This window comes from Absicoccus sp., assembly GCF_034090965.1.
In the GTDB taxonomy this organism is placed as follows: Bacteria; Bacillota_I; Bacilli_A; order Erysipelotrichales; family Erysipelotrichaceae; genus Absicoccus; species Absicoccus intestinalis.
This window is the reverse complement of the sequence record NZ_JAXDRQ010000070.1, coordinates 1-19848: the sequence shown is the minus strand read 5'-3', so window position 1 is coordinate 19848 and position 19848 is coordinate 1. Positions and strand designations below refer to the sequence as shown.

The 19848-nt window shown below is 39.4% G+C and carries 23 protein-coding genes, 1 tRNA gene and 1 pseudogene; 19 read left to right on the top strand and 6 right to left on the bottom strand.

The window, feature by feature from the left end; translation table 11 throughout:
* From SOS22_RS10840 to SOS22_RS10830, 3 genes are all read left to right on the top strand, one after another.
* On the top strand, positions 1-709 hold a 709-nt coding region (locus tag SOS22_RS10840), incomplete at its 5' end, for an HAD-IIB family hydrolase (protein ID WP_320597161.1).
* A complete protein-coding gene (gene thyA, locus SOS22_RS10835; protein ID WP_320597160.1) occupies positions 693-1565 on the top strand; it encodes a thymidylate synthase in 873 nt (290 codons plus the stop codon). The genes SOS22_RS10840 and thyA, both read left to right, overlap by 17 nt.
* A 10-nt stretch (positions 1566-1575) precedes the next feature.
* Positions 1576-2061 (top strand): dihydrofolate reductase, encoded by a 486-nt coding sequence (locus tag SOS22_RS10830; protein ID WP_320597159.1) that lies wholly within the window; start codon positions 1576-1578, stop codon positions 2059-2061.
* 68 nt (positions 2062-2129) lie between these two features.
* Here SOS22_RS10830 and SOS22_RS10825 read toward each other — a convergent pair whose 3' ends face one another.
* A complete protein-coding gene (locus tag SOS22_RS10825; RefSeq protein ID WP_320325448.1) occupies positions 2130-2336 on the bottom strand; it encodes a cold-shock protein in 207 nt (68 codons plus the stop codon).
* 182 nt (positions 2337-2518) lie between these two features.
* Here SOS22_RS10825 and SOS22_RS10820 point away from each other — a divergent pair.
* The 10 genes from SOS22_RS10820 to SOS22_RS10775 all read left to right on the top strand — a co-directional run bounded on the left by SOS22_RS10820 (position 2519) and on the right by SOS22_RS10775 (position 9919).
* Positions 2519-2594, top strand: a tRNA-Lys gene (locus SOS22_RS10820).
* 201 nt (positions 2595-2795) lie between these two features.
* Positions 2796-3350: a translation initiation factor IF-3 gene (infC, locus tag SOS22_RS10815; RefSeq protein WP_320325447.1), complete on the top strand. Its 555-nt coding sequence runs from the start codon at positions 2796-2798 to the stop codon at positions 3348-3350.
* Between the two features lie 13 nt (positions 3351-3363).
* Positions 3364-3558 carry a 50S ribosomal protein L35 gene (rpmI, locus tag SOS22_RS10810; protein WP_128521243.1) on the top strand — a complete coding sequence of 65 codons (195 nt, stop codon included), beginning with the start codon at positions 3364-3366 and terminating at the stop codon, positions 3556-3558.
* A 24-nt stretch (positions 3559-3582) separates the two neighbouring features.
* Entirely contained in the window at positions 3583-3939 is a 357-nt protein-coding gene (gene rplT, locus SOS22_RS10805; RefSeq protein WP_128521244.1) for a 50S ribosomal protein L20, read from the top strand.
* A gap of 152 nt (positions 3940-4091) precedes the next feature.
* Positions 4092-4301: a FeoA family protein gene (locus SOS22_RS10800; RefSeq protein WP_320325446.1), complete on the top strand. Its 210-nt coding sequence runs from the start codon at positions 4092-4094 to the stop codon at positions 4299-4301.
* 13 nt (positions 4302-4314) lie between these two features.
* A complete protein-coding gene (locus SOS22_RS10795) occupies positions 4315-4533 on the top strand; it encodes a FeoA family protein (protein WP_320325445.1) in 219 nt (72 codons plus the stop codon).
* Between the two features lie 11 nt (positions 4534-4544).
* Positions 4545-6665: a ferrous iron transport protein B gene (gene feoB / locus SOS22_RS10790; protein WP_320597158.1), complete on the top strand. Its 2121-nt coding sequence runs from the start codon at positions 4545-4547 to the stop codon at positions 6663-6665.
* 15 nt (positions 6666-6680) lie between these two features.
* The gene (locus SOS22_RS10785) at positions 6681-6821 is read left to right on the top strand and encodes a hypothetical protein (RefSeq protein WP_320325442.1); all 141 of its coding nucleotides are present in this window, start codon (positions 6681-6683) and stop codon (positions 6819-6821) included.
* 41 nt (positions 6822-6862) lie between these two features.
* On the top strand, positions 6863-8068 hold the full coding sequence (locus SOS22_RS10780; protein WP_320597157.1) for an aminopeptidase: 1206 nt from the start codon (positions 6863-6865) through the stop codon (positions 8066-8068).
* Positions 8069-8113: 45 nt separating this feature from the next.
* Positions 8114-9919: a DUF2812 domain-containing protein gene (locus tag SOS22_RS10775; RefSeq protein ID WP_320597156.1), complete on the top strand. Its 1806-nt coding sequence runs from the start codon at positions 8114-8116 to the stop codon at positions 9917-9919.
* 4 nt (positions 9920-9923) lie between these two features.
* Here the strand turns inward: SOS22_RS10775 and SOS22_RS10770 are convergent, their stop codons facing one another.
* From SOS22_RS10770 to deoC, 4 genes are read right to left on the bottom strand one after another with little or no spacing between them, the layout of a single operon-like run.
* A complete protein-coding gene (locus tag SOS22_RS10770) occupies positions 9924-10340 on the bottom strand; it encodes a C-GCAxxG-C-C family (seleno)protein (protein WP_320325439.1) in 417 nt (138 codons plus the stop codon).
* Positions 10337-11209 (bottom strand): SDR family oxidoreductase, encoded by an 873-nt coding sequence (locus SOS22_RS10765; protein WP_320325438.1) that lies wholly within the window; start codon positions 11207-11209, stop codon positions 10337-10339. The genes SOS22_RS10770 and SOS22_RS10765 overlap by 4 nt, the downstream gene beginning before the upstream one ends.
* 2 nt (positions 11210-11211) lie before the next feature.
* Positions 11212-12132: a type I phosphomannose isomerase catalytic subunit gene (locus SOS22_RS10760; protein ID WP_320325437.1), complete on the bottom strand. Its 921-nt coding sequence runs from the start codon at positions 12130-12132 to the stop codon at positions 11212-11214.
* 1 nt (position 12133) lies between these two features.
* Entirely contained in the window at positions 12134-12808 is a 675-nt protein-coding gene (gene deoC, locus SOS22_RS10755) for a deoxyribose-phosphate aldolase (RefSeq protein WP_320325436.1), read from the bottom strand.
* Positions 12809-12854: 46 nt separating this feature from the next.
* On the opposite strand from deoC, the gene SOS22_RS10750 reads away from it, so the two are divergent.
* The 5 genes from SOS22_RS10750 to SOS22_RS10730 all read left to right on the top strand — a co-directional run bounded on the left by SOS22_RS10750 (position 12855) and on the right by SOS22_RS10730 (position 18257).
* Positions 12855-13445, top strand: a complete 591-nt coding sequence (locus tag SOS22_RS10750; protein WP_320597155.1) for a GNAT family N-acetyltransferase — start codon at positions 12855-12857, stop codon at positions 13443-13445.
* A gap of 120 nt (positions 13446-13565) precedes the next feature.
* A complete protein-coding gene (locus SOS22_RS10745) occupies positions 13566-14015 on the top strand; it encodes a MarR family winged helix-turn-helix transcriptional regulator (protein ID WP_320325434.1) in 450 nt (149 codons plus the stop codon).
* A 107-nt stretch (positions 14016-14122) separates the two neighbouring features.
* The gene (gene htpG, locus SOS22_RS10740; protein ID WP_320597154.1) at positions 14123-16045 is read left to right on the top strand and encodes a molecular chaperone HtpG; all 1923 of its coding nucleotides are present in this window, start codon (positions 14123-14125) and stop codon (positions 16043-16045) included.
* Between the two features lie 63 nt (positions 16046-16108).
* Positions 16109-17200 (top strand): 23S rRNA (uracil(1939)-C(5))-methyltransferase RlmD, encoded by a 1092-nt coding sequence (gene rlmD, locus SOS22_RS10735; protein WP_320597153.1) that lies wholly within the window; start codon positions 16109-16111, stop codon positions 17198-17200.
* 253 nt (positions 17201-17453) lie between these two features.
* A complete protein-coding gene (locus SOS22_RS10730; RefSeq protein WP_320597152.1) occupies positions 17454-18257 on the top strand; it encodes a type II CAAX endopeptidase family protein in 804 nt (267 codons plus the stop codon).
* Between the two features lie 59 nt (positions 18258-18316).
* Here the strand turns inward: SOS22_RS10730 and SOS22_RS10725 are convergent, their stop codons facing one another.
* Positions 18317-19300: a recombinase family protein gene (locus SOS22_RS10725; protein WP_320597162.1), complete on the bottom strand. Its 984-nt coding sequence runs from the start codon at positions 19298-19300 to the stop codon at positions 18317-18319.
* A gap of 154 nt (positions 19301-19454) precedes the next feature.
* Between SOS22_RS10725 and SOS22_RS10720 the strand changes: the two are divergent.
* A pseudogene (locus SOS22_RS10720) lies at positions 19455-19848 on the top strand (integrase); the annotation flags it as partial.

Below are 19848 nucleotides of genomic sequence, written 5' to 3'. Positions count from 1 at the left end.
TGGACGTCCGATTGAAACGGTTCGTCCGATGATCCATGATTGGGGCATTGAACAAGATGTAAGTTTTATTGTCGGGATGAATGGTGGCGTCTTATATGATCTACGACGTCGTGATAAAGAAGAATATCATTTGATTTCTAGCAATGCCGTATTAAAGATCATTCGTTTTTTTGAAGATCTGGATGTCGAATTTCATGTTGTGATGGGCCCTACTCGTTACACCAGCAAGTCCAATGAAAAAACAAGAGCCGATGCCTTGATGTTTGGTGAAACGGAAATTGAAGTGAATATGCATGAATTTATGCAAAATCGCGATATCAATAAGTTGATGATGCATTTTGAGCCAAGCTATATGCCGGTCATATTGGAAAGAGCCAGTCATTTCTATGATGCTCGTGTCGTTGGTTTTGCGACCAGTGATACGTTATTTGAATATGTCGATCCCCATATCAACAAAGGATTTGGCATGAAGAAATTAGCGAAGCATTATGGTGTTCCCTTGGAAACGATCATGGCTTTTGGAGATGCACCCAATGATCAAGAAATGTTGGGGTTAGTTGGTTGTGGTGTATGTATGGCCAATGGATCCAAAGAATCGAAAATGAATGCGAGATATGTAACAACGTTGACCAATGATGAAGGGGCTGTTGGTCATTTTATTGAAGATCATTTGTTGAAAAAAGGAGAAGGAAATGTCAGCGTGGGATGAAATTTATTGTCGAATTTGTGAAAATATCTTGCGTCAAGGAAAGCAGGTACAGAATCGTACGGGAGTGGATTCAATCAAGATTCCGAGTGCCTATTTTACCTTGGACGTAGGGGAAGAATTTCCTATTTTAACGACAAAACAATTATTTATTCGACAAGCCGTCTTAGAAATGTTATGGATTTATCAAGTACAGTCCAATGATGTGCGATGGCTACAAGAACGAAATGTTCACATTTGGGATTTATGGGAAATCGATGAAAACGGTGATTGGAAAGATCAAAAAACGGGTAAGGTCTTGAAGCATTTTAATCCAAAATATGCACATACCATTGGTACGGCCTATGGTTATATCGTTAAAAAAATGGGGTTGATGGATCGTTTGATCGATAGTTTAATCCATACACCGGATGATCGTCGTCGTGTCTTATCTTTATGGCAAGATGAATATTTAGATACTGCCGTTTTACCAAGCTGTGTTTGGTCGAGTGAATGGGATATCACAGATGGTAAATTGAATGTGTGGGTACATCAGCGAAGTTGCGATGTACCATTGGGATTGCCATTCAATGTCACTCAATACGCGGTATTGTTGTGCATGTTAGCCCAAGTCACAGGCTTGCAACCAGGCACGATGAGCTGGTCTATCAAAGATGCGCATATTTATGTAAATCAAGTAGATGGGATCAAAGAACAATTGGAGCGCTATTCTACCAAGGAATCGTTGCCGGCTCCAAAATTATGGTTAAATCCGGATATCAAGAATTTCTATGATTTTGATCATAGCAAGGATATTACCGATATCAAATTATTAAATTATCAACATATGGGAAAGATTTCTTTTCCAATATCCCAATAAAAGGAGGAAAATGAAATTAATTGAGATTGCTGCGATTGGCAAAAATTATGAACTTGGAAAAAATAATGATTTGATTTGGCATTTGAAGGGAGATATGCAGTTTTTTCGTCAAACCACAAAAGGACATATTGTTTTGATGGGGCGAAAAACGTATGAGTCGTTGCCGCATTTATTGCCGGGTCGTCATCACATTGTGATTTCGCGTTCGGATCCATTGGTGGAACCAGAAGTTGAAGTATTTGCAACCATTGATGCGTTTATTCAAGCTTATAAAGATAAGAATGTGGATGTTTATGTGATTGGTGGGGCACAAATCTATGCACAGATGTTGCCTTATGCGGATGAATTGTTGTTGACTCACATTCAAGATGCAGAAGATGCCGATGTTTATTTTCCGATGTTTGATTCTTCTTTATATACCAAAACCATTCTAGAAGAAGAGGAAGAAAATGATCTGACTTATCAAATTGTGAAGTATACAAAGCAAAAAATATAGGAGAGCGAAAGGCTCTCCTTTTTTAAGGGGGAAGGATAAACGAACAATCAAAACTGAATAAAAAGCGACTATTCGCCGATAACTTTTACGTTATTGGCTTGTGGTCCACGATCTGTTTCGACTAAATCATAGGATACGGTTTGACCTTCTTCTAGATTTTTGAAGCCATCGGCTTGAATGGAAGAATAATGGACAAAAACATCTTTGCCATCGGCATCAATGATGAATCCATATCCTTTTTCGGTATTAAACCATTTTACTTTGCCTGTTAACATAATTACATCTCCTAATACTAACTTTCCTTTTTTTCTAAGGAAAATGGAAAGGTACTCCCCCATGGTTAGATTATAATTCAAATATAGAAAAAAATAAATGTATCAATTCGATTTTTTTTAAGCATTGAAAAAAATATTTGCATGAAGTAGGAAATCATGTTAATATACCTAAGCAATCACATGGATCCTTAGCTCAGCTGGCAGAGCAACTGACTCTTAATCAGTGGGTCTGGGGTTCGAATCCCCAAGGATCCACCATTGTAAATAAGCTCGAATTTCGAGCTTTTTTTCTTTACATGACATTGAACATGTGGTAATATCTTCGAGTAAGGAATGGAAAGATAGAAGTACCTCTTCTCACCTGATGTATTTGGATACATGGGTTTAAGCCAATTCATGAAATTGCTTAAGTTAGAATGGGTACGTTTGTCGTGCCCATTTTTTATGAATAGAAGGTAGGTGTCGGATATCCGTAATCGTAAAGTAGCCCCAAATAATGTGAATCATGATTTATTTAATGACAAGATTCCATTCAAAGAAGTTCGTGTCATTGGTGCTGATGGTGAACAATTGGGCGTCATGTCTAAAAGAAAAGCACAAAGTATTGCAGCGAGTCAAAATTTAGATTTGTTATGTGTGGCGCCAAAAGCTAAGCCGCCTGTTTGCAAGATATTAGACTATGGTCGATATCATTTTGAGCAGCAGAAGAAGGAAAAAGAAGCAAAGCGCAAACAACATGTTGTTGAAATTAAGTCATTGCGTTTATCACCAGTGGTGGAGGAACATGATTTTCAAACGAAGTTACGTCATGCGAGAAAATGGCTTGAAGCGGGGATGAAAGTAAAGATTGATATGCGATTCCGCGGAAGAATGATTACGCGTCAGGAAACTGGACGAAATACCATGGATAAATTCATGGAGGCGTGTTCGGATATTGCCAACGTAGAGAAGCGTCCTAAGTTGGAAGGAAATACAATGTCAGTCACTTTATCGCCTAAGAAGACGCAGAAGTAAGGAGGAGCAAATTATGCCTAAGATGAAAACTCATAGAGGACTTGCCAAACGAGTAAAGAAGACAGGTTCAGGAAAATTAAAGAGATCACATGCCTATACATCTCACCGTTTCCACGGTAAAACAAAGAAACAAAGACGTCATTTGGCAAAACCTACAACGGTACATGCTACAGACTACAAACGTATTAAAAATATGTTACAAAAGTAATTTTAAATAGAGGAGGAAAATAGAATGGCTAGAGTTAAAGGTGGAACTGTTACTCGTGCTCGTAGAAAGCGCGTATTAAAACTTGCCAAAGGATATTTTGGTTCAAAACATACATTATACAAAACGGCAAATGAACAGGTAATGCATTCTTTCAAATATGCATTCAATGATCGTCGCAAGTTAAAAGGAAACATGCGTAAGATCTGGATTGCTCGTATCAATGCCGCTGCTCGTATGAATGGTTTATCTTATTCTCGTTTAATGCATGGATTGAAATTAGCGAATATCGAAATCAATCGTAAGATGTTAAGCGAAATGGCTATCCATGATGCAGAAAGCTTCACAAAGATTTGTGAAGAAGCAAAAGCTGCTTTAAACTAAGAAAGGGACACTCACTTGATGTGGGTGTTTTTTTTTAGCTATGTAATTAGATTATTATAATAAAATTAGTTGTATCTAAGATAGATTTGACTAACTATTCGAGTTGCTATATACTAACTATGTTAGAAAGAATATATCTATGGAGGTAGGATATGCCATTATCACTTGCCGATATAAATACGGTATATATTGTGAAACGAGTTACAGGCAATGATCAAATGCGTAAGCATCTAGCAAATTTGGGATTTGTGGAAGGAGCCGAAGTACAAGTCATCCAAAGTATTGATGGAAATTTGATCGTTGAAGTAAAAAATGTTCGTGTTGCCATAGATACTTCACTTGCGCGTCGAGTGATGGTATAGGAAGGGAAGATATATGACACTAAATCAAATACCAGTAGGAACGAGTGTGACCGTTAAAAAGATCACTGGAAAAGGCGCTACAAAACGTCGCATCATGGATATGGGCATTGTCAAGGGTGTAGAAATTTTTGTTCGCAAAGTAGCCCCTTTAGGCGATCCCATCGAATTGACGGTGCGCGGATATGAATTATCCATTCGTAAGTCGGAAGCTGAATGGATCGAAGTGGAATAGGAAGGAAATAGATGATGAAGATAGCTTTAGCGGGAAATCCAAATAGTGGGAAAACGACCCTATTTAATGATTTAACGGGGAGCAGTCAGTATGTAGGAAACTGGCCAGGTGTAACCGTTGAAAAAAAGGAAGGTCAACTTCGTGCTCACGAGGATGTGACCATTCAAGATTTACCAGGTATTTATTCCTTATCGCCATATAGTATGGAAGAAGTGGTGGCAAGACAATATCTTGTGAATGAACGACCCAATGCATTGATCAATATTGTGGATGGAACAAATATTGAGCGTAACTTATATCTAACCACACAATTATTGGAATTGGATATTCCTATGGTTTTAGCCATTAATATGATTGATTTGGTCAAGAAAAATGGAGACGAAATTGATTTAAAAGGACTAGAAAAAGAGTTGGGATGTAAAGTGATGTCCTTATCGGCTTTACGGAGTGAAGGATCGATGGAAGTCGCTGAAGCAGCGATACAACTTGCGAAAATGCGTCCTTCCATCAAAAATCCTCATGTATTTACCGGATCGGTCGAGCATGCTTTGGCGCATATTGAAGAATCCATCGAATCGACGGTGGGCCATGCCGGACTTCGCTGGGCGGCTGTTAAGGTCTTTGAACGAGATGAAAAAGCCATCCAAGAAATGCATTTGGATCCTGCTATCTTAGACCATGTAGAAAGTCATATCATCGATTGTGAAAAAGAAATGGATGATGATGCGGAAAGTATCATCACCGGTCAGCGGTATGATTATATTACCAAGATCATTCAAACTTGTGTAAAGAAGAAACGTAAAAAAGGGGAATTGAGTGTATCGGATAAAATTGATAAGATCGTGACCAATCGAATCTTAGCTTTGCCTATTTTTGCGATCATCATGTGGTTTGTTTATTATATTTCGGTCACTACCTTAGGTACATGGATGACCGATTGGACGAATGATGTTTTATTTGGTGAAATCGTACCAAATGCCGTAACCAATTTCTTGACTTCGATTGGAGTAGCGACTTGGCTGCAACATTTAATTGTTGATGGTATCATCGGTGGTGTTGGAACCGTATTAGGTTTTGTTCCTCAAATCTTATTGATCTTCTTCTTCCTGGCCATCTTGGAAGATTGTGGATATATGTCACGTATTGCCTTTGTCATGGACCGTATCTTCCGTCGTTTTGGGTTATCCGGCAAGAGCTTTATTCCGATGTTGATTGGATCGGGATGTGGTGTGCCGGCCATCATGGCTACACGTACGATCGAGAATGAAAAAGATCGTCGTATGACAATTATGTTGTGTACGTTTATTCCATGTTCGGCAAAAACGGAAATCATTGGTATGGTCACAAGTGTCTTTTTCCGCGGTAATCCTTATATTGCGGTGGGCATGTTGTTCTTATCTTGGATCATCATTATTTGTTCCGGAATTGCCTTGAAAAAGACTGCACGATTTGCGGGTGAAACGGCACCATTCGTCATGGAATTACCAGCCTATCATCTTCCTCAAGCCAAGACGGTCTTATTACGTGTTGTTGATCGTGGTAAACACTTTATCATCAAAGCTGGAACCATTATATTTGCGGTATCTGTCATTGTTTGGTTCTTGATGTCCTATAGTTGGTCATTACAATACTTAGATCCAGAATCTATGGATCTGTCTCGCTCAATCTTGCGTAGTATTGGCCAATTCATTGCCCCAATCTTTGCTCCTCTTGGATTTGGTAACTGGGAAGGCGGCGTATCTGTCTTGGTTGCTTTATCCGCAAAAGAATTGGCTGCCAGCACGATCGTTGTATTGGCTGGTGGACAAGCAAAAGTAGCTGGTTTGTTTACGGCAATGGGTGCTTTCAGTTATATGTTGTTGAACTTGTTCAACCCACCTTGCATTGCCGCAATGAGTACGATGATGCGAGAAATGGGTTCAAAAGCTTGGGGTGTTTACTGCATTTGTTTCCAACTTATCTTAGGTTGGGTCGTTGCTTTGATTGGTTATCAATTGGGTAACTGGTTGTTCTTTGGTGGTCAATTTGGTTTCTGGACCGTGGTTGCTCTGATCTTATTGGCTATCTGTATTTATTTAGTTGTACGACCACAACCAAAGCCAAAAGAAGATACGGTTGTTGAAAATGTTTAATGAAGGAGGAAACATATGTCTACGTTTATTGTTGGCGCTATCCTTGTGATCCTAATCTATTTTGCGGTTCGTCATATGCGAAAAACGGGAACTGGATGTTGTGATACAAAGGATTCTTGTTCTTCTGGTTCTTGTCCACATTGTCAAAATAAGTAAAAAGCGTGCGTGTGCACGCTTTTTTCAGGTAGAATAGTAATATGTTTGAAAATTATGCAAAATTATTGATTCAAGTAGGACTCCATGTAAAAAGAAATCAAATTGTGGTTATCCAAGCTCCTGTGGAAGTGTATTCCTTTGTTGAGGCTCTATCTCAAGAAGCGTTTCGTGCAGGAGCCAAAGATGTGATCGTTCGCTATCGCGATGAGATCATTTCACATCATCGTTATCTTTATGCGGATGATGTGGAAAAAGTGCCATCCTATGTATCGGATCTTTACAATCAAACCGCCAAGAAAGGAGCTTGTTACTTGTATTTGGTTGGCGATGATCCCAATTTGATGAAGGATGTGGATCCAAAAAAGTTCACGAATTATCGAAAGGCCTTTCGAAAAGATACGGCTTTTTATCGTCATCAATTGGATTTTATGCATTGTCAATGGTGTGTGGCTGCTGTTGCGACCCGATCCTGGTCAAAACAAATTTATGGACATGAAGATACCCATCGTCTATGGCAAGATATTTTGCGGATTTGCCATGTGGATGAAAAAGATCCGGTCGATACATGGGAAAAACGTAAACAGCAATTTGAAAAGCGAGTGAATTGGATCAATTCTTTAGAGCTTCGATCTTTACACTATAGAAACCATTTAGGAACGGATCTTATGGTGGAATTGCCAGAACACTATCGATTTGCGGGTGGAAATAGTTTGCTCATCGATGGAACTTCTTATTTTGCGAATATTCCCACGGAAGAAATTTTTGCCGCCCCATTGAAAAAGGGAATCCAAGGAAAGTTAGTGGCTTCCATGCCTTTATCGCATCAAGGTACATTGATCAAAGATTTTTGGTTTCAGTTCAAAGATGGCAAGGTCATTGATTTTGATGCGAAAGAAGGAAAACAAGTTTTAGCAGAAATTTTATCTACGGATGCAGGTTCTTCCTATATTGGTGAAATTGCGTTGGTTCCTTATGATTCACCGATTTCGAATTACCATCAAATCTTCTATGAAACATTGATCGATGAAAATGCTTCTTGTCACTTTGCGTTTGGACAATCGTATCCGGAATGTATTGAAAAGGGTTTATCAATGACGAGTGAAGAATTAAAAGAGCATGGATTGAATCAGTCCAATATCCATGTGGACTTTATGGTCGGGACCAAGGATCTGCAAATCGAAGGGAAGACGCGAAAGGGCGAGGAAATCACCATCTTTCAGAATGGAAATTTTCCGTGGTTTGACTAACTACGTATTAATTAGTAAAATAATAACGTTAGAAGGTGACGTAGTATGGCCGAAGAATCCAAACAAAAAAAGAAAGAAAGTGCCCTCGAAGAATTAAAGCGAATTCAGGAAGCTGATCATGCGGCGGGCATTCACTATAATGAACCCGAATTGAAGCATTTTGATGCCCAAAGTGTATTCAATGTCGATGAGAAACAAAGCGAGAAAAAGCCAGAACGAAAGAGTGCATTTCATCTGGGTAAGCGTGCTAATCGTAATAAAACGACACGTGTACAAGTGCATTCTCAAGCTTTTGAGAATACTTCTTTTCAAATTGAAGATGTTACTTTGGCCCCCAAAGACAAGCCAAGACGTCATCAAGCACCCGTTGATCCGGTAGAAGAGGTCAGGGCACGTCAAGTCCAACAAATGAAGGAATCTTTAGCACATGAACAAGATGTAGCGGAAGAAAAAGTCAAAGTTTGGAAACCGAAAGAGGAACGTGTCGCAAAGCCAGAACCGGTTGAAAATATGGAATCAACTGCAACGGTTGAAAAAGAAGAACCTACCCCCGTTGTTCAATCCGAAACGGTGGAACCAACCCCCGTTGAAGAAGTTGCACGACCCGAGGAAATTGAAGAAGCTTCAGAAGATGAATTGATCGAAGAATTGGCTATTGTTGATAAGACCGAGGAAGAAAAACCAGCGGATGTGGATGAAAAAGAAATTGAATCTTTGATCCAAAAACCAGATGCCACCCCAGATCACGATGATATCGAACTGGTAAAGGTGGAAGAAGAAAAGCCGAAGAAGACCAATAAGGAAAGTTTAGAAATTTCTTTGGATGAAGTCTTGCAGGTTGTGGATGCGTCCAAATCAAAACATGTGGATCTAGATACATCCAATGGACAAGTCATGAACTTAGATGAAGATGACGATATTGATATTGTTGATGTTGAGGATACGGATGATGCAACAAAAGGCGAAGTGGAAGATGAAATGGATATTCCGGTCATGGATATGGATGAAAAAGAAGATCAACCGGAACCATCCGAAAAAATTAGCGAAGATACACAAGATCGAAAAGCGCCAGAAGAGGTGGAACCAATTCAAACGTCTGTACCAGTGGAACCAGAAGATGAAGACATTGAAGTAATTGATCTGGATGAAGACGAAGAAGAGGAAGATCTAGAAACGGAGGATATTCCAGAAGGAGATCTTTATGAAGAAAAGAAACGTTTCTTGTTGTCTGAATATGCGAAAGAAGAAGATTATTTAGAACAACAATCACAGCGTGGCTATCATTATGTGCGTCGTGATGGAAAACGATTTGTTTTCGTAAAAGGTGATCCAAAAGATTATTACTATTTGTTGAATTATTACCAACAAGAGCCTTCTGCCCAAACAAAAGCGCAATGGAAACGAGACGGTTGGAAATTGTTGTCGGTATCTCCGTCGAAAGATAAAAAAGTAGCGGGATGGTTTGTTTTACGAAATGAAGAACAGCCGGGTGAATATCGAAAGACCATAGATAATGAAGAAGAAAAATATGAATTCTTCCGTAAATATCGAAATTCCGTTCGTTCGACATTGTTCTTTATCTTTATCTGTATGGCTTGTTGTGTGGTGACCGGTGTACTGCAAGTCATGGCACAAGGTTTCTTATTTGGCATTGCTTGTTGTGTGATTCTCTTTATTGTTGCATTGATTGCGTTTATCACATATTCAAGAATGCTTCGTGGAGCAACAAAACAAGCCAATTTATTAAATGCTCGTTTGCGTTTGCGTAAAAGAGAAGAAACGTTAGACGATAACGAAGAAGAGTCCGATGAACAATTGGATTCTGAATGGGAAAAAGTAGAAGAGGAGTAAAATTTTACTCCCCTTCTTTTTTTAGATCTTGTATGGTTTTTTCTAGAGCTTGACTAGCCATCAAACAAGTAGGCAAACAACGTTTTTCAGTTGTATTGTATTTGGGTTTCAATTCCACACATTGTGTGGCACCCAAGATTTGTTTGAAATTTCTTTGATACGTTTGGATCAAAGGACGAATGGCTTGCAATTCTTCATGAGCTTTGGTATGAATGGTCATCTTTGATAAAGCGGCAATGCATCCAACCATGGCACCACATGTACTGCCTACAAACATACCTCCACCAAAACCAGCCATCATTTTCATATCTTCTTCTAAAATATGTAAGTCATAGTATTCGTTGGCGGCATGCAACAAGGTTTCGGCACAATTGTAGTTTTGTTCTACATAATACTTTTCAACGAGTTCTTGTAATGTCATACCAGCCATCCAAAGTCTTTTAAAACTTCTTTCACATTTTCTTCAAACGTACCAAAATGGATACCGTGGGCTTCTAATTTGGATGCATCCAATCGATAATCACGGAAACGATCACGATATCGTTCGGTATTTGGCAAAATATAGGTGGCAATGGCTTTTGGTGTCGCTCCTAATTGTTGGGCTACATATACAGCGGATTCATAGGTTGTCATTGTATTTTGTGCAGCTACATGATAGGTATCCGGATCGAGTTGGGTAATTTGCTCAAATTGATCGGCAAGATGTTTGGCATAGGTCATGCAGCGTTTTTCGTTACAAGTAAATTTTGTTGGCGTTTGTGTCAACAGAGCATGCATGACATTTTTTATGATGGATGGACTTGCCTTGATGCCATCACTAGACAATCCCATTTGCCAAGAATATCGTAAAATGATGGATCTTGACCATTGTGCATGAATGCGATCTTCACATTCATTTTTATTTTGTCCATAAACAGTAACCGCTTTGGTCGGCTCGTCTTCTTTGAAGGGACCATGTTCTTCTTTACCATTAAAACATTGTTCCGAACTGGAAAAAATCAATAAGGCATCTTTTTCTTGACAAGCATCTATGATTTTTTGCGTGGATTCAACATTGATCGTATGAGCCAATTCAGGGTGTTCATTACACCAAGCCGTTGTGGCATTGGCGGCTGTATGGAAACAAATATCAAAGGATTGGCTTTTTAAAAAGGTAGCAACGGCATCTGGATCCGATAAATCGGCATCTTTTCGTGTCATGCGGATCCAATTGAATTTGTCTTGATTGGTTTTATATACCAAAGATGCCAAATAACCATTGGCACCAGTGACTAGAATTGTTTTCTTCATGTTTATCCTCTCTTTGGACGACTTACCAATACATGACCAGTATGTAAAGTCAGTTCTTCGGCACTATAAGGCACAAATAAACTGTCATAGGCTGGTAATGTTTGGGTGTCTTCCTTCCATGTGTATAGTATATCAGAATCCGTTACATTCGTAATGATACAGAAGGCAGGTCCACACATGATCTTTTGATGGTTTGTTACATAGATATCATCAACGATAAAAGGATCTTCACACAATCGACAAGATGTGTCGTGTGCAGGAATAAAGCCAATGGTATTTTCAAAATGAGCAACTTGAAAACTATCTTCGATTTGTAGTGGGCGTTTCTTTCCTTGTGCATCTACCCGATCATAATCATAGAAACGATAGGTCGTGTCACTGTTTGTACCAATTTCTAATGCCAAAATACCACTGCCCAAAGCATGTAACGTGCCATTGGGAATGATGAAGTAATCTCCTGTATGTACAGTCCATTGTTTTAAATACGGTTTGATTTCACCAGAAAGTAATTCCTTTTTAATGATGTTCGCATCGGTTGTCGTGGTACCACCAACCAGTGTAGCTCCAGGTTTCGCATCCAGAATGTACCAGGTTTCAAATTTTCCATTGTCATGTGCATGGGTTTGCGCATAAGCATCATCGGGATGGACTTGGATACTTAACTGGTCTTTGGCATCTAAATAGACACATTGAATAAAATCTTTTGTATCCAGTCCGGGTCCTAATAGGCCTTCGGGATCTTGATGGATCAAGTCTTTTAAATAGGGATGGCCTTCTACATTTTGGATCGTTGTTGGTACATGATCGTGAATCGAAACATCCCAAAATGTGCCAATCGGCTGATCTAGACCACGTTTTTTGGCGAGACGATCATTGGCCCAAATGGATCGTGTGGGATAGCCTTTACAGAGTAATGGCTGCATGTCAAGCTTCCTCAAATTCTTTTAAGATCTTTACCGAAGAAGATGTACCAATACGGCTAGCTCCTGCTTCAATCATCGCTTTACAAGTTTCCCAAGAACGAATACCACCTGCTGCTTTTACTTTGACTGTGCCATGAACCGTTTTCACCATTAAGGCAACATCTTCTACTGTGGCTCCACCACTACCAAATCCAGTCGATGTTTTAATGTAGTCGGGTTTGACGATTGTTGCAATCTCGGCGAGTTTTTTGATTTCTGCTTTTTCTAAATAACAATTCTCAAAAATAACTTTGATGAGCACATTGTGTGTGCGACATAGCTGGACCATCGCTTCCATTTCTTCTTGGATATAGGTCCAATCATGCATTTTAGCCCGACCAATATTGATGACATAATCAATTTCATCGGCGCCATCATCGATCGCATTTTGACATTCGTCCAATTTGGATTTACGACTTGTTTGTCCAAGTGGAAAGCTAATGGCAGCCCCCACATGGATATCGGTACCAGCTAGTTCTTTTTTACAGAAAGTGATCCATTCTGGATTGATGGCGACCATAGCTGTATTCATTTCTTTGGCTTCGTTACATAGTTTACGAAGGTCGTCTTCAGTCGCATAGGCTTTTAAAAACGTATGATCAAAATATTTTGCGAGTGACTGTTTTGTGAGTGTCATGATAAAATCCTCCTGTTTCCATGATATACTATTATTGGTGATAAAAATGACAATTGTAGATAAAAATGTAGAATATCGATCTTTATTGATGATCATTGGACGAAAAGTTTGCACACATGAAGTGCCATTGGATTCAGCTTATCAATATGTTGTCTACCAGCCTACCTTTGAAAATGCATGGGCCCAACTACAATTGGACTTGGGTGTATTTGACACGTTTGAAAAAGCCAAACAAACTTTTCATGAAATGGCATCTCATCCCCATTTCAAAGACAATTTCTTATTTGTCTGTGATAAAGAAGGCCAATTGGTTGGCAGTGCGGGTTTATGGCCAGGACATCATTTTGGCATGGATCGTTTGCGCATTCATTACGTGGCGGTATCTCAAGTGCATCAGCATCATAAAATTGGGTCGAGCATGGTTTCTAAATTAATTATGAAATACGATGCGACACCGGGAAAATATCCTTTATATCTGGCTACGCAAACCAATAGTTATGGGGCCATTGCGATGTATTCCCATTTGGGATTTACTGCCTATTTGGGTGCTTATGAAGGATGTACGCAAAAGCAATCGGAAGCCAATTGGACGTTGGCCACAAAAATCTTGCGTGAAAAGAGCGCATCCTCATTCTAGTATAATGAATTTTATTGTTTGAGTTAGTGAATAAAAGAGGAAAAAAAGGAAAATGATCTTCTGCTTTGGGAAACCAAAGCATTGGGGGTGATTTTATTTGGAAAGTATGAGGAAAAACAAATGGAAAATACGGAAGCAGCACGGAAAGCTTTTGAAACGATTAAAGTGTATTTTAAGTTACAAGATGTATATTTTTTTCAATCTCTGAAACGAATGAATCATATGACGTTACGAGATTATATGATCTTTCATTATATCTATGCAGAAAATCCAATGCATCAAGTGCAACCATCAAAATTGGCCAATTATTTGGAAATTAGTCCATCGGCTGTCAGTCAATTGATCACGAATTATGAAAAACGAAATTGGGTAAAACGGGTACATTCCGACACGGATCGTCGCAATGTATATGTTAGTTTGACCGATGAAGCACATGAAATTATGGTTAAATATTTTCCATTGGAAGAAGATTTGATTAGAAAAGCCATTCGCAATTGTTCCACAGAAGATTTATCTGCCTTTGTACGTGTTCTCTCATGTATTAACCAACAAATACCTATTGAAGAATGAGGAGTGGATATTCCACTTCTTTTTTATCACTCATTCCTTGACAGTGCTAACAATGCGTTGTATGATTAGCAGGTAGACACAAGGAGTGCTAAAAAGGAGTGGTGAGTATGCCAAGAAAAAAACAGTTTAAATCAGAATCAAAACGTCTTTTGGATTTAATGATCAATTCGATTTACACGCATAAAGAAATCTTTTTACGTGAGTTGATTTCCAATGCGAGTGATGCGATCGATAAATATTATTTTAAACATGCTGGACATGTGGATACATCCACATTTGAAATTCGCTTAGATCCAGATAAAGAAAATCGTACATTGACCATTTCCGATAATGGTATTGGTATGGATGCCGATGAATTGGAAGAAAACTTGGGTACGATCGCAAAATCGGGTTCTTTGGCTTTTAAGGAACAAATGGAAAAGAAAGAAGAGAATACCGATGCGGATGTAGATATCATTGGTCAATTTGGTGTTGGTTTTTATTCAGCTTTCATGGTGGCCAAATCGGTAACCGTCGTTTCGAAAAAAGATGGAGCAGATACGGCTTATAAATGGGTCAGCCAAGGGGATGATGGTTACTTTATTACCGAAAGTGATAAAGAAGATCGAGGTACAACCATCATTTTAGCCCTAAAAGAAGATACCGATGATGAAGATTATTCACAATATTTGGAAACATATACCTTGGAAAATCTAGTCAAGAAGTATTCGGACTACATTCGTTATCCAATCAAGATGGAAGTGGAGACACAAAAGGTCAAAGAGGAAACGAAAGATCAAGAAAAACCGGAATACGAAACGGTTGTAGAAGACAAGACATTGAATTCCATGGTTCCTTTGTGGAAGCGTCAAAAATCCCAGATCACGAAGGAGGAATACGATCAATTTTATAAGGATCATTTCCAAGATTTCCAAGATCCACAACGTGTCATTCATTTTAGTGTAGAAGGAAATGTTAGCTTTACGGCTTTGTTGTATATACCCGGTCGAGTACCGATGGGCTTCTATCAACAAGATTATAAGAAAGGTTTGCAGCTGTATAGTCGCGGTGTATTCATCATGGATCATGCCGAAGAATTATTACCAGATTACTTGCGATTTGTGAAAGGATTGGTGGATAGTCAAGATCTTTCCTTGAATATTTCTCGTGAGATGTTGCAACATGATAATCAATTGAAATTGATTGCCAAACGTATCGAGAAGAAAGTGTTATCCGAATTGAATGCGATGATGAGCAAAGAACGTGATGAATATGAAAAGTTCTGGAATAACTTTGGTTTGAATATTAAATTTGGTGTGTACAACAACTGGGGCATGGACAAAGATAAACTTGAAAATTTATTGATGTTCTATACCAGTCATGAACAAAAATTGGCTACTTTAAATGAATATGTCGATCGTATGAAAGAAGATCAGAAATCGATTTATTATGTTTCGGGTTCGGATATGACATTGATCGATAAAATGCCAATTGTACAGACCTTGAAAAATAAAGGATACGAAGTTATCTACTTGTTGGATGATGTCGATGAATTCGTCATGCAGACGTTGCAGACTTTCCGTGAAAAGACATTTAAGAATGCAACCCAAGGCGATTTGGATCTAGATTCTGAAGATGAAAAGAAAGAATTGGAACAAACTGCCCAAGATAATAAAGAGTTGTTGGATTTCATGAAAGAAAGTCTAAAAGATAAAGTCGTAGATGTCAAAGTATCTAATAAATTGAGTGATGATCCAGTTTGTTTGAGTGCTGGCGAAGGTGTTTCGTTTGAAATGGAAAAAGTCTTTGCGAATGCACCAGAAGGCAGTGGTCCAATGGGTGGTATGAAAGCCGAACGTATCTTGGAATTAAATCCAAACCATCCCATCTTTACCACGTTAAAACATTTATATGAAACGGATAAAGATAAGGTCAAAGAAGTTGCTGATGTTTTATATGATCAAGCCTCGTTGATTGAAGGATTCCCAATTGATGATCCAATTGCTTACAGTCGTAAGATTTGTGAATTGTTGGTCGATTCCAATAAATAAATGAAGACAGTCGATGCAAATCGGCTGTTTTTTTGTTAGAGTTATATAGAAATGGAGAATAGTATGAATCTAAAACAAAAACAAGCCATGGTCGAAGAATTGGTCAACAAAAATCATTTACCCATTGAGGTGGGATCCATTCATTCGGCTGCCTTAGATAAACATTATCGAAATAAAGTCATTGTTGCCTTTGCGAAACATAAAGGAGTCGTGTATGCGGGGCAATATGCACCACATAGTCATCGAGTGATCAAAGATGGAGGTCGATCCTTACAACCCAAGATCATCAATGATATCATCGATACCATTACGGAATTGGTTCAATCGATGAAAATCTATTTATACAATGAACAAACGGGAACCGGCGTATTGCGACATGTCTTGATTCGTTGGGGACATGCAACCAATGAAGTGATGGTTGTATTTGTGACTGGAACCAATATCTTTCCTTCACGAAAGAATATGATCCATGCTCTTAGAAATAAGCATCCTGAAATCAAAACGATCCTGCAAGAAGTCAATGGTCGTAAAACCAGTGTGGTCATGGAAAATAAGCCTATGGTTTTATATGGAAATGGAACCATCGATGATATTTTATGTGGAAAAAAGATCACGATTCCAGCCACAGCGTTTTATCAAATTCATGCTCAACAATGTGAAGTATTATATGGATTGGCCAAAGAAAAATTACAATTAACAGGAAAAGAAACAATATTGGATACGTATTGTGGCTTGGGTACAATTGGTTTATCCTTAGCGGATGCTTGTAAAAGTGTGATGGGGGTAGAAATCAATAAAGAAGCCATTCATTATGCCAAAATTAATGCGAAACAAAATCATATGAAAAATATGCAGTTTGTGGATATGGATGCTACCGCATTTATGATGGAGGCCAAACGCTATCATCATCCCTATGATGTCATCATTTTAGATCCACCAAGAGCAGGGACGACCCAACAATTCATCTATGCTTCCACGTCTTTAGCACCACAGAAGATCTTATATATTTCTTGTGATCCAAGAACCTTAGTTCGGGATTTGAAACAATTTAGACGAGCAGGCTATGTCACAGATCGATTGGATCTTGTGGATATGTTTCCAAGAACCGAACACGTGGAGACAGTAGCATTGATGTCAAGGGTCGAAGGAAAGTAGGCGCGAAAGCCCTTGATTTCATGCGTTTTTCGGCTCCCGATGGTTTCGAGCGGGTGGAGCGGGTAATAGTCTGCGATAACTTATCCAAGGGCAATTCAAGGCAAAAAGTGTTAGAGTTGAGTTGTCACGATAGATGTCACTATGTTGAGTTACCGAGTTAGATGTCGGGGAGTTGTGGCTGTAAGATAGATGTCAGAATGGCAGTGATGCTAAAATACAATAATTACGCATAGTAACAGGAGGAACTGGCTTTTTGAAGAAGTTATTGATTACGATTTTGAAGATAGTGGTTTTCTTTTTAGGATGGGCTGTGTTATCCGGGATCATTGATATTCCGAGCGACAATCCTGCAATATGGAGATTTTTCGCGGAACTGATCCCACTTACTGTCATGATACTGTTCACTGTGGTCTTTTGGCTGATCGAGAAGAAAACCGTAAACATACCGATAAAAGAAAACATAGGCAGAGGGACACTGGCGGGAATTGTAATAGGTATCATTTGGATTGGAGCAGCTTCGTCAATTCTTATTTTTTCTAAGCAGTTGGAAATTACCGGTAAGAATGAAGTCTCGCTCTTATGGCTTTGGATTCTTTCAGCATTTCTTAATATCATCATGCAGGAACTCCTTGTAAGAGGATACATATATCAGCTTTTGAAAGAAAGATACAACCTTACTGCAGCCGTTATTGTTACAACCGCAATTTTTACGTTTATGCATGGCGGAGCATTCGAAGCGGGAGTCATTCCTGTCATAAATGTTGTTACGATGTGTCTTTTTACTACAGCGCTATATGAGTCGGAAAGAACGATCCTTGCGCCCATAATGGCGCATGCAATATGGAATATTATCGGGGCATTAATTCTCGGAGGGGTTAGTCTTGCCGATGATTATCCGAGTATTTTGACCATGACAGCTTCTGCAAATAAGCTGCTGTCAGGAGGAGCGTACAAGATAGAAGCAAGTATTGTAGTGACTATTTTGAATGTAATTTTAATTGGGATATTTTATATTCGATACCGAAAAGCTAAGTGTATCGAGACACAGGAACAATAATAAAAAGACAGACCAATGCTCCTCACTACCGGCAAATGCGTTGGCGGCGAGGAGCCTTTTTATGCTTCGATGTCGATTGTGATCCCGGACTTGAATTCCACAGTGAAGTGGTCGGCGAAGACGGTGATCTTCTCGATGAGTTTTTTTACCAGAGTCTCATCAAATCCTCTGATGTCGGTTTCCTGCCCGGAGATGAAGTCCTGAAGTTCCTTGATCCTGTTCATGGCTTCTTCCCGGTGATGACTATCGACTTCGGACTGTTCCTTCTGATCGCGGAACCGGAAAATCTCATCAGCGATGGCATCGTAGTCCTGTTTATTGTTCGCCTTATTGATGAGCTCCTTTTGCAGTTCCAAGAGCCTACTCTGAATGCCGTCCGGCGAGAGTGTATCAGCGTTGACCACGGCCTTGGCGATGTTCTGCTGTAAGGTTTTAAGAAACACCTCTCTTTCGGTGAGAATCAGATTGAAAGCCTTGACCGAGACCTCCTGCAGCAGGAGCTCGTTAACCGTCCGGTTGGTACAGTTCATCTCTGCGGCTGTAGGCTCCAAGCGGCTGATGCAGCGCCAAACGATGGACTTGCAGCCGTGGTTGTTCCAGTGAACGCGCCGGTAAAGCTCACCGCAGTCTCCGCAGAAAACCATCTGTGCAAAACAGTGATTGCAGGAGAAGCTGCGTTTTTTGCCTGTCGGGCTGACGTGGACTACTCGGCGACGGACAAGCTCCGCCTGCACCTGCATGAAGAACTCTTTCGGAATGATTACTTCATGATCGCCCTCAACGTAGTATTGAGGGACGGTGCCGTTGTTCTTGATCCGCTTTTTTGTTAAGAAGTCTGTGGTATAGGTCTTTTGAAGCAGCGCGTCGCCCATGTACTTCTCGTTGCGGAGGATCTTGTTGATGGTGCTGGTGTGCCATTTTGTCTTGCCAGCGCCGGTGAGGATACCGTCAGCCATAAGCCCGTCGGCGATCTTATCCATGCTAGAGCCTTCAAGGTATTCTCGGTAGATGCGCTTTACAATTTCTGCTTGCTCCGGATCAATGATCAGGTGCCCGTCGTCATCTTTGGTGTATCCGAGGAAGCGATTGTGATTGACCTGAACCTTACCTTGCTGGTAGCGGTGTATTTGTCAACTGAAAACTGATCAATTGGGGGTGTGGACAAAATCCTGGACCAAAGAATCCAAAAGGTATGTTATGTACTCATATGAAGAAAGATTAAAAGCCGTAGAATCGTATATTAAATATAATAATAACAGTGCTGCTGTAATTAGAGAGCTTGGATATCCAAATAGAGGGACATTAAGGCTGTGGGTCAAAGAATTCAATCAAGAAGGATCTCTTCATGAAAAATATAAAGATAAATCTAAGTACAGTGACGAACAAAGAAAATATGCAGTCAATTATTATTTGGAACATGGCAGATCCATTTCAAAAACAATTCGTGCAATTGGATATCCAAATAGATATACGCTATCATTGTGGCTACAAGAGGATGTTGAAGGATATCATACTAGACCAATCGCTAAATCTTCAAAAGCAGTATATACTGAAGATGAGAAAAAAGAAGCTGTTATTCATATGGAAATAA

Excerpts from the sequence above, each read along its gene's own strand:
- thyA (WP_320597160.1), top strand. The coding sequence starts at position 693 with ATGTCAGCGTGGGATGAAATTTATTGTCGAATTTGTGAAAATATCTTG.
- SOS22_RS10795 (WP_320325445.1), top strand. The coding sequence starts at position 4,315 with ATGACACTAAATCAAATACCAGTAGGAACGAGTGTGACCGTTAAAAAG.
- SOS22_RS10830 (WP_320597159.1), top strand. The coding sequence starts at position 1,576 with ATGAAATTAATTGAGATTGCTGCGATTGGCAAAAATTATGAACTTGGA.
- SOS22_RS10785 (WP_320325442.1), top strand. The coding sequence starts at position 6,681 with ATGTCTACGTTTATTGTTGGCGCTATCCTTGTGATCCTAATCTATTTT.
- SOS22_RS10760 (WP_320325437.1), bottom strand. The coding sequence starts at position 12,132 with ATGCAGCCATTACTCTGTAAAGGCTATCCCACACGATCCATTTGGGCC.
- SOS22_RS10800 (WP_320325446.1), top strand. The coding sequence starts at position 4,092 with ATGCCATTATCACTTGCCGATATAAATACGGTATATATTGTGAAACGA.
- SOS22_RS10770 (WP_320325439.1), bottom strand. The coding sequence starts at position 10,340 with ATGACATTACAAGAACTCGTTGAAAAGTATTATGTAGAACAAAACTAC.
- SOS22_RS10825 (WP_320325448.1), bottom strand. The coding sequence starts at position 2,336 with ATGTTAACAGGCAAAGTAAAATGGTTTAATACCGAAAAAGGATATGGA.
- SOS22_RS10780 (WP_320597157.1), top strand. The coding sequence starts at position 6,863 with ATGTTTGAAAATTATGCAAAATTATTGATTCAAGTAGGACTCCATGTA.
- SOS22_RS10765 (WP_320325438.1), bottom strand. The coding sequence starts at position 11,209 with ATGAAGAAAACAATTCTAGTCACTGGTGCCAATGGTTATTTGGCATCT.
- SOS22_RS10745 (WP_320325434.1), top strand. The coding sequence starts at position 13,566 with ATGGAAAATACGGAAGCAGCACGGAAAGCTTTTGAAACGATTAAAGTG.
- rlmD (WP_320597153.1), top strand. The coding sequence starts at position 16,109 with ATGAATCTAAAACAAAAACAAGCCATGGTCGAAGAATTGGTCAACAAA.
- rpmI (WP_128521243.1), top strand. The coding sequence starts at position 3,364 with ATGCCTAAGATGAAAACTCATAGAGGACTTGCCAAACGAGTAAAGAAG.
- feoB (WP_320597158.1), top strand. The coding sequence starts at position 4,545 with ATGATGAAGATAGCTTTAGCGGGAAATCCAAATAGTGGGAAAACGACC.
- htpG (WP_320597154.1), top strand. The coding sequence starts at position 14,123 with ATGCCAAGAAAAAAACAGTTTAAATCAGAATCAAAACGTCTTTTGGAT.
- deoC (WP_320325436.1), bottom strand. The coding sequence starts at position 12,808 with ATGACACTCACAAAACAGTCACTCGCAAAATATTTTGATCATACGTTT.
- SOS22_RS10750 (WP_320597155.1), top strand. The coding sequence starts at position 12,855 with ATGACAATTGTAGATAAAAATGTAGAATATCGATCTTTATTGATGATC.
- rplT (WP_128521244.1), top strand. The coding sequence starts at position 3,583 with ATGGCTAGAGTTAAAGGTGGAACTGTTACTCGTGCTCGTAGAAAGCGC.
- SOS22_RS10775 (WP_320597156.1), top strand. The coding sequence starts at position 8,114 with ATGGCCGAAGAATCCAAACAAAAAAAGAAAGAAAGTGCCCTCGAAGAA.